The organism is Providencia sp. PROV209, assembly GCF_028479485.1.
Lineage (GTDB): Bacteria > Pseudomonadota > Gammaproteobacteria > Enterobacterales > Enterobacteriaceae > Providencia > Providencia alcalifaciens.
On the sequence record NZ_JAMPNR010000001.1, the window covers coordinates 343,218 to 356,145 of the forward strand.

Annotated in this window: 10 protein-coding genes; 5 read left to right on the forward strand and 5 right to left on the reverse strand. The window is 43.4% G+C overall.

Translation table 11 applies throughout. The features are described from left to right. Positions 1-12 precede the first annotated feature (12 nt). The 3 genes from menB to menE are packed head-to-tail and all read left to right on the forward strand — an operon-like array spanning position 13 to position 3,268. Positions 13-870, forward strand: a complete 858-nt coding sequence (gene menB / locus PR795_RS01685; protein ID WP_006660301.1) for a 1,4-dihydroxy-2-naphthoyl-CoA synthase — start codon at positions 13-15, stop codon at positions 868-870. Beyond that, complete coding sequence (gene menC / locus PR795_RS01690) at positions 870-1,841, forward strand: o-succinylbenzoate synthase (protein ID WP_006661373.1); 972 nt, start codon at positions 870-872, stop codon at positions 1,839-1,841. The genes menB and menC overlap by 1 nt, the downstream gene beginning before the upstream one ends. After that, positions 1,829-3,268: an o-succinylbenzoate--CoA ligase gene (gene menE / locus PR795_RS01695; RefSeq protein WP_036966133.1), complete on the forward strand. Its 1,440-nt coding sequence runs from the start codon at positions 1,829-1,831 to the stop codon at positions 3,266-3,268. Before menC ends, menE begins: the two co-directional genes overlap by 13 nt. 51 nt (positions 3,269-3,319) lie before the next feature. Here the strand turns inward: menE and PR795_RS01700 are convergent, their stop codons facing one another. Further along, on the reverse strand, positions 3,320-4,759 hold the full coding sequence (locus PR795_RS01700; RefSeq protein ID WP_006661375.1) for a catalase: 1,440 nt from the start codon (positions 4,757-4,759) through the stop codon (positions 3,320-3,322). A 335-nt stretch (positions 4,760-5,094) separates the two neighbouring features. On the opposite strand from PR795_RS01700, the gene PR795_RS01705 reads away from it, so the two are divergent. Further along, a complete protein-coding gene (locus PR795_RS01705) occupies positions 5,095-5,637 on the forward strand; it encodes a YfaZ family outer membrane protein (protein WP_006661376.1) in 543 nt (180 codons plus the stop codon). 209 nt (positions 5,638-5,846) lie between these two features. Here the strand turns inward: PR795_RS01705 and tyrP are convergent, their stop codons facing one another. Next, positions 5,847-6,995 carry a tyrosine transporter TyrP gene (gene tyrP, locus PR795_RS01710; protein WP_442959992.1) on the reverse strand — a complete coding sequence of 383 codons (1,149 nt, stop codon included), beginning with the start codon at positions 6,993-6,995 and terminating at the stop codon, positions 5,847-5,849. A 483-nt stretch (positions 6,996-7,478) separates the two neighbouring features. Here tyrP and PR795_RS01715 point away from each other — a divergent pair, with 483 nt between their 5' ends. Next, entirely contained in the window at positions 7,479-8,819 is a 1,341-nt protein-coding gene (locus PR795_RS01715; protein ID WP_272516590.1) for an anaerobic C4-dicarboxylate transporter, read from the forward strand. Between the two features lie 200 nt (positions 8,820-9,019). Here the strand turns inward: PR795_RS01715 and yfaE are convergent, their stop codons facing one another. Genes yfaE through nrdA form a run of 3 tightly spaced genes read right to left on the reverse strand, consistent with a single transcriptional unit; the run spans position 9,020 to position 12,725 of the window. Further along, positions 9,020-9,283 carry a class I ribonucleotide reductase maintenance protein YfaE gene (gene yfaE / locus PR795_RS01720; RefSeq protein ID WP_036961183.1) on the reverse strand — a complete coding sequence of 88 codons (264 nt, stop codon included), beginning with the start codon at positions 9,281-9,283 and terminating at the stop codon, positions 9,020-9,022. Positions 9,284-9,285: 2 nt separating this feature from the next. Beyond that, positions 9,286-10,422 (reverse strand): class Ia ribonucleoside-diphosphate reductase subunit beta, encoded by a 1,137-nt coding sequence (nrdB, locus tag PR795_RS01725; RefSeq protein WP_006661379.1) that lies wholly within the window; start codon positions 10,420-10,422, stop codon positions 9,286-9,288. An 11-nt stretch (positions 10,423-10,433) separates the two neighbouring features. Next, complete coding sequence (gene nrdA / locus PR795_RS01730; RefSeq protein WP_006660310.1) at positions 10,434-12,725, reverse strand: class 1a ribonucleoside-diphosphate reductase subunit alpha; 2,292 nt, start codon at positions 12,723-12,725, stop codon at positions 10,434-10,436. Positions 12,726-12,928: the final 203 nt, after the last annotated feature.

Here is a 12,928-nt window from a genome sequence, read left to right on the forward strand (position 1 = left end):
AGGAACTTGATAATGATTTATCCAAGCGAAGAAAAATTGTACGCACCGATTGAGTGGCAAGATTGCTCAGAAGGTTTTGAAGATATTCGATATCATAAATCCCCTGAAGGGATTGCTAAAATCACCATTAATCGCCCTGAAGTGCGTAATGCGTTCCGTCCACAGACCGTAAAAGAGATGATCCAAGCATTGTCTGATGCGCGTTATGATGACCATGTTGGCACAATTATCCTCACTGGCGAAGGCGAAAAAGCCTTCTGCGCAGGCGGTGACCAAAAAATCCGGGGTGACTACGGCGGCTACCGTGATGAAAGCGGCACACACCATTTGAACGTATTAGATTTCCAACGTCAAATTCGTACTTGTCCGAAACCTGTGGTAGCAATGGTTGCGGGTTTCTCTATCGGTGGCGGTCATGTTTTACACATGATGTGTGACTTAACTATCGCGGCTGATAACGCTATTTTTGGTCAAACAGGTCCAAAAGTAGGCTCATTTGATGGCGGTTGGGGCGCATCTTATATGGCGCGTATTGTCGGTCAAAAGAAAGCACGTGAAATTTGGTTCTTATGTCGCCAATACAATGCACAAGAAGCCTTAGATATGGGACTGGTCAATACCGTTGTTCCTTATGCTGATCTCGAAAAAGAAACTGTGCGTTGGTGTCGTGAAATGTTGGAAAACAGCCCAATGGCATTACGTTGCCTGAAAGCTGCCTTGAATGCTGACTGTGATGGTCAAGCCGGTCTGCAAGAATTAGCAGGTAACGCGACTATGCTGTTCTATATGACGGATGAAGGTCAAGAAGGTCGTAACGCATTCAACGAAAAACGTGCTCCAGATTTCTCTAAATATAAGCGTAATCCATAATGAGAAAAGCCAAACTTTACTCGTTCAGCCTGCCCATGGAGGCAGGCGTTATCCTTCGCTATCAACGACTGAAAACTCGAGATGGGTTATTAGTGTGTTTACAAGATGGGGATAGCGAAGGTTGGGGGGAAATTTCTCCTTTACCTGAATTTAGCCGTGAAACATTGGAGGAAGCAACTGCTGAAACCATCGCATGGCTAAATGGATGGGTGAATGAAGGCACAATGACGTCAAGCCATTTACCTTCTGTCGCCTTTGGCTGTAGCTGCGCGTTAGCGGAATTAACGGGCGAACTTCCTCAACAAGCCGACTATCGTAAAGCGCCATTATGTAGCGGTGACCCTGACGATCTAATCCTCAGCCTTGATGCCATGGAAGGGGAAAAGGTGGCTAAAGTGAAGGTGGGGCTCTATGAAGCTGTACGTGATGGTATGGTGGCTAACTTGTTATTGGAAGCCGTTCCTGAACTCAAATTGCGTTTAGATGCTAATCGCAGTTGGACTCGGGCAAAAGCGGATGGCTTCGCCAAATATGTGAATCCTGATTACCGTAGTCGGATTGCTTTTCTTGAAGAACCCTGCAAAACCCGAGAGGAGTCTTTGCAATTTTCTGCGGATACCGGCATTGCCATTGCATGGGATGAAAGTGTACGAGAAGACGGTTTTAAAGTGGAAGCACAAGCGGGTGTTGCTGCGATCATCATTAAACCAACACTAACTGGCAGTTTGAGTTATTGTCGTTGTTTAGTGGAGCAAGCGCATCAGTTAGGTATGCAGGCCGTCATTAGCTCGTCCATTGAATCCAGCTTTGGTTTAACTCAGTTAGCGCGCATCGCAAATTGGCTGACGCCTGATACCATTCCGGGGTTAGACACTGTTTCACTGATCCAATCTCAGTTGATTCGACCATGGCCTGGGTGCCAAATTCCTGTTCAACAGTTAGATGAACTGACGGTTGTATGGCAGAGTTAACCCCATCTACTGTAACAGAATCCACGATTACACCATTCACTGACTGGCCTTGGCAGCACTGGGCCAGTCTTCAGCCAAATGCAACGGCATTACTGACTGACACTGAATCAGTCTCGTGGCATGAGTTAAACCAACATATTGCTGATTTAGTGACTTACTTTGTCATGCAAGGGGTGAGCGAAGGGCAATGTGTGGCGTTACGTGGTAAAAATTCGGTAGATTTGTTACTCAGCCAGCTAGCACTGATCGCTTGCGGGGTGAGGGTGTTACCACTTAATCCCCGTCTTCCTGAGCGGTTGTTAAATGACTTACTTCCGCATCTTGATATTAGCGCAGTGATTGATTTTACGAATGAGCACAATGTGTTATCGGATTATCGTCACTTGGATTATCAACTGCATGCTCATTTTACTGAGTATGATGATTTTCCTTCTATTTGTTTTCAGAATACCTATAAACAACCTGCAACGTTAATTTTAACCTCTGGCTCGACAGGGTTACCTAAAGCGGCCGTTCACAGTGTTTCAGCTCATCTCAATAGCGCAGCAGGTGTCCTTGATGCCATGAATTATCAACAAGATGATTGTTGGTTACTTTCATTGCCATTATTTCATGTTTCTGGTCAAGGCATTGTGTGGCGCTGGTTATTCAGAGGGGCAAAAATTGCCGTACGTTCAACACCATTATCCGAAGCGTTACAAGGTGTGAGTCATGCATCATTAGTGCCGACACAATTATGGCGATTGCTGAATGATACAATGCCTGAGCAAGTCGCATTAAAAGAAGTTCTACTTGGTGGGGCAATGATCCCAACGACATTAACTGAACTGGCTGCTTCGCATGGCATTGTCTGCTGGAGTGGCTATGGCATGACAGAAATGGCGTCAACGGTTTGTGCGAAACGCGCGGATGGTAAAAAAGGGGTTGGTTTACCACTCAAAGGTAAGCAAGTTCGCCTTGTGGATGAGGAAATCCAAATCCAGTCAGATAGTCAATCATTAGGATATTGGTTTGACGGGCAACTGCATCCCCTAAAATGGGTTGATGGCTGGTTTAAAACGAATGACAAAGGCGCATTCATAGAAGGTGAATATCAGATTTTAGGGCGTCTAGATAATCTGTTTATCAGTGGTGGAGAATGTGTCCAGCCTGAAGATATTGAGGCAGTCATTAATGGGTATCCTGATGTACACCAAAGCTTTATTATTCCGGTTGATGATGTGCAATTTGGACAACGACCTGTTGCGGTGATTGAAGCTGAGGAATCAACTGACTTAAACATGCTGGCGGATTGGCTAAAAGATAAATTAGCACCCTACCAGTTTCCTATGGCATTTTATCGTTTAGACCCTGACTTGAAAGCGGGGGGAATTAAAATCTCTCGCCAGCAAGTTAAGCGGTGGGTTTTGGCTCAACGTACCGTATGAAAAAATAAAGCGCTAGAGAATTCTAGCGCTTGGTATGTTTAAAACACAAGATTATTTCAGTGCATTCAACGCTTTTTCAACCCCAGCACCATATTCAGGGTGCACTTTCTTAAACAGGTCAATTTGACGTTTTTGTGTCTCTTCTGATGCTTCAATCAACTCACCAGCTAAACGTTGGAACATACGCTGATGTTCCGCATCATCCAGTAATTCATACAGAGCACGCGGTTGGCTGAAGTAATCTTCGTCTTCGCGATGATTCCAATGATCGGCTGCCCCTTCAATGGATAATGGGGGTTCGCTGTAATCTGGCTGCTCTTGGAACATTCCTGCGCTGTTTGGCTCGTAAGTGACGGTATTACCGCTATTTCCATCCACACGCATTGCACCATCACGATGATAATTGTGGAATGGGCAACGTGGTGCGTTAACTGGGATCTGATAGTGGTTGATACCTAAACGGTAACGCTGAGTATCCCCGTAAGAGAATAGACGACCTTGCAACATTTTATCTGGGGAGAAACCGATCCCCGGAACGATGTTTGCTGGGCTAAATGCCGCTTGTTCTACATCAGAGAAATAGTTGTCTGGGTTGCGGTTCAATTCAAAATAACCCACATCAATTAATGGGTAATCTTTATGTGGCCAAACTTTGGTTAAATCGAATGGATTATAAGGTACGGTAGATGCCTCTTTTTCCGGCATGATCTGAATTTGTAAGTTCCAGCGAGGGTAGTCACCACGTTGGATTGATTCAAATAGGTCACGCTGAGAACTTTCGCGATCTTTACCAATTAATGCTTCAGCTTCGTCGTCCATCAGGTTTTCGATGCCTTGTTGGCTGCGGAAATGGAATTTTACCCAGAAGCGTTCATTGTTAGCGTTAATAAAGCTATAGGTGTGGCTACCAAAGCCATGCATGAAGCGATAGCTTCTTGGCAGTCCACGGTCACTGACATCAATGGTTAACTGATGAAGAGACTCGGGTAAATGAGAGAAAAAGTCCCATTTGTACGCCATACTGCGCATGTTGGTATAAGGGCAGCGTTTTACCACATGGTTTAAATCAGGGAATTTTAGTGGATCGCGTAAGTAGAAGACTGGGGTGTTGTTACCGACCATATCCCAGTTACCTTCTTCGGTATAAAACTTCATCGCGAAGCCACGAATATCACGCTCTGCATCGGCAGCACCGCGCTCACCAGCAACGGTAGAGAAACGAATAAACAGATCCGTTTTCTTACCGATCTCACTAAATAATTTAGCACGAGTATAGCGAGTAATATCATGGGTTACCGTAAAAGTACCGAATGCACCTGAACCTTTGGCGTGCATACGACGCTCAGGGATCACTTCACGGTCAAAGTGGGCGAGCTTTTCCAAAAACCACACATCTTGCAATAACATCGGACCACGCTTACCTGCAGTCATCACGTTATTGTTATCCACAACAGGTGCACCTGAAGCGGTAGTTAGACCTCTTTTTTTCATCACAATACTCCCAAGCTATTAGATTTATAGACTACACAAAAGTAACTAACTGGATGAATATTTGTAGAATATCACTTCATCTCTATAATAAACTTGATGAAGAGTATAATAAGCAAAGAATTAATTAGCTAATCGCTCTGACCAATCACTGTAAGCATAGTCCGAGGTTTTATCAGAAAAAGGCGGGCGAGATTGAAGTAAACTACTGATCAATTTCACTTATTGTGCGTTACAAGGTGTTCTAACGTAAATTTAAGCAAAAAAGACTGAGTGTGTGCAGTAAATCACGTAACATCGTCACGATACTTCAATTTTTAATAATAAAGGAAATAATGATGCGCAAAGTTCTTTTAGCTGTTGCAGCGACCTCTGCATTTTACATGGGTGCTGCTCAAGCCATTTCTGCTGATTTCAGCGCGGGTGAACATTTTACAGAATTAAGTGCTGGTTTAGGAACTCAAGGTTCAGGTTTAGCCTTTAATGGCTCTTGGGCACGCAGTGACCACAATGGTGAGTTAGGTAGCCTAGGGGCAACTTTCGGTCTGCCATTAGGACCATTCAATGCCTATGTCGGTGGTAAAGCACTCTATTTATCTCCTGAAGATGGTTCCAATGGTGCGGCTGCAGCGTTAGGCGGTGGTTTAAGCTGGCAAGCTCTGCCATCTTTAAGTTTCTATGGTGAAGCGTACGGCGCACCAGAATCACTGACTTCAGGTAGCAAATCCTACATGGAAGCGAAAGCTGGTGCTCGTTACACCGTATTTAAACCACTTTCAGTGGATGCAGGTTACCGCCTGATTGAAATGAAAGGTGCACATGATGATCGTAATGAGAAGTTAGCAGATGGATGGTATGTAGGCGCCGGCCTGTCCTTCTAATATTCTCGTCATATTTTGATTTGTGGCGTTGTTGGTCGCACTCGGCTACTCGGGTCACATACTCATGTATGCTCCCCAAGATATCCTCGTTTGCCGCCTAGCTACAACATGAACTATTTTGAAAAATAGATTGAGACATTTTTTTAAAAGCTTAAAAAGCAAAACACCCCATATTGGGGTGTTTTTTTATGAGTGAAATTTTGTGGGGATTAACCAACATTCGGTAGGAAGCCGGCCACGATGGCGAATTGGATAGCGATGACCGCAATACCGCAGAGCAGAACTAAACCTAAAATTGGTGTGCCACCTTTGGCGCGATAAACTCCTTTGGCCTCTAATTTACGAACTCGTATCGTTAACAGTGCTGGGATGATTAATGCGAGGACAGATAATGCGACTGCGGCGTAAGTTAATGCCTGTACAAAGCTGCTGAAGAATAGTGCTGCGAGTAACGGCGGTACAAATGTTAATAGCGTCGTTTGCGCGCGACCAGCAAAGTTATTACTACGCTTAAACAAATCTGCAAGGTAATCAAATAAGCCCAACGCAACGCCTAAGAATGAAGTCGCTAATGCTAAGTCCATAAACAGTGCAACAGCCATGTTCACTCGAGGAGTCGCGACGACATCACGGATTGCCGTTAATAGCCCATTTAATCCGGAAGATTGTGCCAAGATACCCATAAAAGTATCGGATGGGATAGCACCAAGGGTTGCAATTTGCCATAAAATGTAGGCGACGAGCGGGATCGCACTCCCTGTAATAAAAATGATACGCAGCTTACGTACATCACCATTCATATAATTGACTAAACTTGGTACGCTTCCGTGGAATCCAAAAGAGGTAAAAATGACTGGCACCGCGGCTAATACAAGACCTTTTTCTAGCGGCATAGTGCTTAAGTTAATCGCCTCTGCATGGGGCATCATGACGGCAAGCATAATCACTAAGAAAATCGTTTTGGCTGTAAACAGAATGCGGTTAATGAAATCAACAGAATGCGTACCCACACAGACTATTGCACCACCCACAACAGTAAACATAATAATGGCACTTTGAGTCGAAACAGTAATTCCCCACCAAGAAGATAGGCTATCAGCGATCAGCACGCCCGCACCGCCAATATAGGCAGTCGTCAGAGCGTACATCAGCAACAGCATACTCAAGCCAGTGACAATTTGACCGACAGGACCGAGGTATTTTTTCGCGACACTACCGAGACCCATATTGGCAGGATTGTGTTGATAAACCTCGACGAGCAGCAATGAGGTGTAACTCATCAGCATCCATAAACCAATTAATAAACAGACTATTCCAGTGAAGCCAACACCTGCTGCCGCTAGCGGCATTGCTAGCATTCCTGCACCAATTGTTGTTCCTGCTACGATCAAAATACTGCCAAGGGTACGATTCTTCACAAATTCCTCTGATTGAATTCGGGTTATTAATAATTTAAGCAGATTATGCGATTGCGTTTATCCTGTCAAATCTGAATTACAGCTAGTGTAATGTATTATTTACATTAAAAATAAGAGACAAGATTCCTTAATGATTGCGTCGGAAAGTGTGTTGATCGTGAAGTGTAAAAGCGGGTTAATGAAGCGGAATTTATGTGAAATTTATAGATTTTAAATGTTAAAAATAAGAGTGTATTAGATTGATTTTACTCATTATGTTATTTAACTGAGTATTATGGCAGCAACTAAAGGCAAATATTGTGATGGAGGCAAAATATTGCGAATGAAAATAAAACAATATTGTTTTTTAAATTAATATAAATCAAATTAATAAGTTAAGACCATCTGGATAATAGTGGAAACCTATAAATAAAGGATGGACCTATGGACTTTATGATTCAACTTGCCATTATTCTTGTCTGCTTGTTCTACGGAGCAAGAAAAGGGGGGATGGCGCTCGGACTGCTAGGTGGTGTGGGCCTAGTTATTCTCGTCTTTGGCTTTGGTTTACCGCCAGGAAAACCGCCTGTAGACGTCATGTTAGTTATTATTGCTGTTGTTGCCGCATCAGCAACCTTACAAGCCTCAGGCGGTTTGGACGTTATGCTACAAATAGCAGAACGTTTACTGCGTAAAAATCCAAAATACATTTCCATTGTTGCACCTTTTGTCACCTGCATCTTAACCATTTTGTGTGGTACAGGGCATGTGGTGTATACCATTTTGCCCATCATTTATGATGCAGCGATCAAAAATAATATTCGCCCTGAAAGACCGATGGCGGCGAGTAGTATCGGTGCGCAGATGGGGATCATTGCCAGCCCTGTTTCTGTGGCAGTTGTTTCATTAGTTGCGATGCTAAATGGCGTTTCTATCAATGGTAAATCTTTAGAATTCTTAGATTTACTCGCGATTACCATCCCATCAACGTTAATTGGTATTTTAGCCATTGGTATCTTTAGTTGGTTCCGTGGGAAGGATTTAGATAAAGACCCTGTTTTCCAAGAGTTTATTTCTGTTCCCGAAAACCATGATTACGTTTATGGCGATAGCGTCACGCTACTAGATAAAAAGTTACCGAAAATCAACTGGGTAGCTATGTGGATTTTCTTAGCGTCTATCGTCGTCGTGGCATTGCTAGGGGCATTCTCGGAATTAAGACCATTGATTAACGGTAAACCATTATCCATGGTTCTGGTCATTCAGATGTTTATGCTGCTGGCGGGTGCACTGATTATTATCATTTGTAAAACCAATCCAGGGCAGATTTCTAAGAACGAAGTGTTCCGTTCAGGGATGATAGCGATTGTTGCCGTGTATGGTATCGCATGGATGGCTGAAACCATGTTCGGTGCCCATATGGATGAAATAAAAGGCACTTTAGGTTCATTAGTGAAAGATTTCCCATGGGCTTATGCGGTTATCTTATTGTTAGTCTCTAAGTTTGTTAACTCACAAGCTGCAGCATTAGCCGCAGTAGTACCAATTGCATTGGGTATCGGTGTTGATCCTGCGTATATTATTGCATCTTCGCCAGCGTGTTATGGTTATTACATCCTACCGACTTACCCAAGTGACCTTGCTGCTATCCAGTTTGACCGTTCGGGTACAACACGCATTGGTAAATTTGTTATCAACCATAGCTTTATCCTGCCAGGCTTAATTGGGGTAGGTGTATCCTGTGTGTTTGGATGGATTTTTGCCGCGATGTACGGTTATTTATAAAAATCCCCATCATACTTAAAGCCGCAGGGGTGTTAGCTTCACTTAGCTAGTCGGGTGCTTCCCGTCTAGCTTCGTTTGCAGCCGACCTGTAACTCGAATTATTTTGGGTATTATTTTATAAGCAAAAAGCGATTGCTCGAGTTATCAAAGCAGTCGCTTTTTATTATGTTATGGCTAAATACACAGTATTACTAGCATCGCTACTCGATTTCAATATCGGAAAGTGGGTGGCAACAACAAGGTAGAATTTCACCTTCTTGAATAAACGCAATGGGTTTACGTTTATAGCCGACTTTACCTTTGAGTAATGTTACGCGACACGAGCCACAATAGCCTTCTCGACATTGGTATTCAACGGGGACTCGGCTGTCTTCAAGTGCTTCCAATAAACTTGAGTGAACATCGGTATGGTAGGGAACTTGCACACCCTGCGTAAGACGCAGGGTGATTTTATGACTTGCCATAATTACAGTTCGAAATCACTCAAATCATCGGTATTAACTTCAGCGTCAATCTGACCGACTAAATAAGAGCTGACTTCGACTTCTTGTGGTGCCACTTGAACGTTGTCAGACACTAACCATGCGTTGATCCACGGAATCGGATTGGAGCGCGCTTCAAATGGTAATTTCAGACCTACTGCTTGCATACGAATGTTGGTGATATATTCCACATATTGGCACAGAATATCTTTGTTCAGACCAATCATAGAGCCTTCGCTGAATAAATATTCAGCCCACTCTTTTTCTTGTTCTGCGGCATCCACAAACAGTCGATAACATTCCTCTTCACACTCAGCAGCAATCTCGGCCATTTCAGGATCATCTTGTCCTGAACGTAGCAGGTTTAGCATATGCTGAGTACCCGTTAAGTGCAGAGCTTCATCGCGAGCAATCAGTTTGATGATTTTCGCGTTACCTTCCATGAGTTCACGTTCTGCAAAAGCGAAAGAGCACGCAAAGCTGACGTAGAAGCGGATAGCTTCGAGAGCGTTTACGCTCATTAAGCATAAATACAGCTGTTTCTTGAGTGCACGCAGTGAAACAGTGATTTCCTTACCTTCAAAGGTATGCGTTCCTTCACCAAACATATGGTAATAGTTGGTCATCTCGATAAGCGTATCGTAATACGCAGAGATATCACGGGCACGTTTGAGGATCTCTTCGTTTTCAACGATATCGTCGAAGATGATCGCCGGGTCATTCACGATATTACGGATAATATGCGTGTATGAACGTGAGTGGATAGTTTCTGAGAATGACCAAGTCTCAACCCAAGTTTCTAACTCTGGGATTGAAATCAGTGGCAAAAATGCCACGTTAGGGCTGCGACCCTGAATAGAGTCAAGCAGCGTTTGGTATTTCAGGTTACTGATAAAAATGTGTTTCTCATGATCAGGCAACGCGTTGTAGTCAATACGGTCGCGAGCCACGTCAACTTCTTCTGGACGCCAGAAAAATGAGAGTTGCTTTTCAATCAGTTTCTCAAAAATAGGGTATTTTTGCTGATCAAATCGAGCAACGTTTACAGGCTGACCGAAAAACATCGGTTCCAGCAACTGGTTATTCTTTTTCTGAGAAAAAATCGTGTATGAATGTGACATAACCATCCCTATTAAATTTTACAAGCCCCGCCTTCACAATCAGAATCTGCGCTTTCTACAACTTCTTCCAGATCCCCCTGAACATCTTCAGCACCATCGCGGGTGTTGTGATAGTAAAGTGTTTTCACACCAAACTTATAGGCTAACAATAAATCTTTTAACAGCTGATTCATTGGTACTTTGCCATTTGGGAAGCGGGTTGGGTCATAGTTTGTATTGGAAGAAATCGACTGGTCGATAAACTTCTGCATGATCCCAACTAGCTGCAAATAGCCGCTATTAGAAGGCATTTGCCATAATAGCTCGTAAGCACCTTTTAGGTTTTCATAATCTGGCACCACTTGGCGTAGGATACCGTCTTTTGATGCTTTAATACTGATATAACCGCGTGGTGGTTCGATACCATTGGTCGCGTTCGAAATCTGAGACGAGGTCTCTGATGGCATTAATGCTGACAACGTCGAGTTGCGCAGACCATACTGTTTGATCTCTGCACGTAGTGCTTCCCAGTCATAATGCAGTGGTTCGTTGGTTAACTTGTCGAGTTCACGTTTGTAAGTGTCGATAGGTAACACGCCTTGTGCATAAGTGGTTTCATTGAACCATGGGCAAGCGCCTTGCTCTTTAGCCAATTCATTCGACGCTTTCAGCAAGTAATATTGAATAGCTTCAAATGTTTTGTGAGTGAGGTTATTGGCACTTCCGTCAGAGTAGCGCACACCGTGTTTCGCTAAGTAGTAAGCGTAGTTAATCACACCAATACCCAGAGTACGGCGCCCCATTGAGCCTTTTTTCGCGGCTGGGATTGGGTAATCTTGGTAGTCTAACAGTGCATCTAACGCACGAACGGCTAAGATTGCTAATTCTTCTAATTCATCAAGGCTTTCAATCGCACCTAAGTTAAAGGCAGACAGCGTACACAGTGCGATTTCACCATTCTCGTCATTGACGTTATTTAATGGTTTTGTTGGCAGCGCAATTTCCAGACACAGGTTGGATTGACGGACAGGAGCAATCTGTGGGTCAAATGGGCTGTGGGTATTGCAGTGGTCAACGTTTTGAATATAGATACGACCTGTTGACGCACGTTCTTGCATCATTAATGAGAACAACTCAACCGCTTTCACGCTGGATTTTCGGATTGTCTCATCTTGTTCATATTGCACATATAAACGTTCAAATTCGTCTTGATCTGCGAAGAATGCGTCATACAAGCCTGGGACATCAGAAGGGCTAAACAAAGTGATGTTTTGGTTCTTGATCAGGCGTTCATACATTAATTTGTTGAGCTGAACACCGTAGTCCATATGGCGAACACGGTTACCTTCAACACCACGGTTGTTTTTCAGAACCAGTAAGCTTTCCACCTCTAAGTGCCAAATTGGGTAGAATAGAGTTGCTGCACCCCCACGTACGCCACCTTGTGAACAAGATTTTACGGCAGTTTGGAAGTGTTTATAGAATGGAATACAACCCGTATGGAAAGCTTCACCACCACGGATTGGGCTTCCCAGTGCACGAATGCGACCCGCGTTGATACCGATACCCGCACGCTGAGACACATATTTTACGATAGCACTTGAGGTTGCATTGATAGAATCAAGGCTGTCACCACACTCAATCAGAACACAAGAGCTGAATTGACGTGTCGGTGTACGTACCCCCGCCATAATTGGCGTAGGTAAAGAAATTTTAAATGTTGATACCGCATCATAGAAGCGGCGGATGTAATCTAAACGGGTTGCTTGTGGGTAATGAGAGAACAAGCATGCAGCAACCAGAATATATAAAAACTGGGCGCTTTCGTAGATTTCACCGGTGACTCGGTTTTGAACTAAATATTTCCCTTCTAACTGTTTAACCGCTGCGTAGGAGAAATTCATATCACGCCAATGGTCAATAAAACCATCCATTTGCTCGAAATCTGCTTCGGTGTAGTCTTCCAGCAAATGCTTGTCATATTTACCCATTTCAACCAGATGTTTTACGTGGGCATATAATTTTGGTGGCTCAAACTGGCCGTAGGCTTTTTTGCGCAGGTTAAAAATCGCTAAACGCGCAGCAAGGTATTGGTAATCTGGTGTTTCACCGGTGATTAAGTCAGCAGCAGCTTTAATCATCGTTTCGTGAATATCAGAAGTTCTGATCCCATCATAAAACTGAATCTGAGAACGTAACTCCACCTGTGAAACTGATACGTTACTAAGACCTTCCGCTGCCCATGTAATAACTTTATGGATTTTGTCTAGGTCAATGCGTTCTTTATGTCCATCACGTTTTGTGACTAACAGACTCTGGTTCATGAGCAAGTACACCTTGGTTGGGTTACAAATAGAGGGTCCCAAACGTAAAAAAGCTCATGATGGATGATCATGAGACTTGTATATTAAATTTGTGAGTACCACTATATGTAGTAGTTTGTTAAGAATCTAATAACAAGATAATGTTAATGTGTGATTTTATCAAGTGTACAAATCTGATAGTTTTTGTGGATAACAACTGGATA

Bases quoted from the DNA above. Each gene is read 5' to 3' on its own strand.
- nrdA (WP_006660310.1), bottom strand. From the start codon at position 12,725: ATGAACCAGAGTCTGTTAGTCACAAAACGTGATGGACATAAAGAACGC.
- PR795_RS01700 (WP_006661375.1), bottom strand. From the start codon at position 4,759: ATGAAAAAAAGAGGTCTAACTACCGCTTCAGGTGCACCTGTTGTGGAT.
- tyrP (WP_442959992.1), bottom strand. From the start codon at position 6,995: ATGCTAGCAATGCCGCTAGCGGCAGCAGGTGTTGGCTTCACTGGAATA.
- nrdB (WP_006661379.1), bottom strand. From the start codon at position 10,422: ATGTCACATTCATACACGATTTTTTCTCAGAAAAAGAATAACCAGTTG.
- yfaE (WP_036961183.1), bottom strand. From the start codon at position 9,283: ATGGCAAGTCATAAAATCACCCTGCGTCTTACGCAGGGTGTGCAAGTT.
- menB (WP_006660301.1), top strand. From the start codon at position 13: ATGATTTATCCAAGCGAAGAAAAATTGTACGCACCGATTGAGTGGCAA.
- PR795_RS01715 (WP_272516590.1), top strand. From the start codon at position 7,479: ATGGACTTTATGATTCAACTTGCCATTATTCTTGTCTGCTTGTTCTAC.
- PR795_RS01705 (WP_006661376.1), top strand. From the start codon at position 5,095: ATGCGCAAAGTTCTTTTAGCTGTTGCAGCGACCTCTGCATTTTACATG.
- menC (WP_006661373.1), top strand. From the start codon at position 870: ATGAGAAAAGCCAAACTTTACTCGTTCAGCCTGCCCATGGAGGCAGGC.
- menE (WP_036966133.1), top strand. From the start codon at position 1,829: ATGGCAGAGTTAACCCCATCTACTGTAACAGAATCCACGATTACACCA.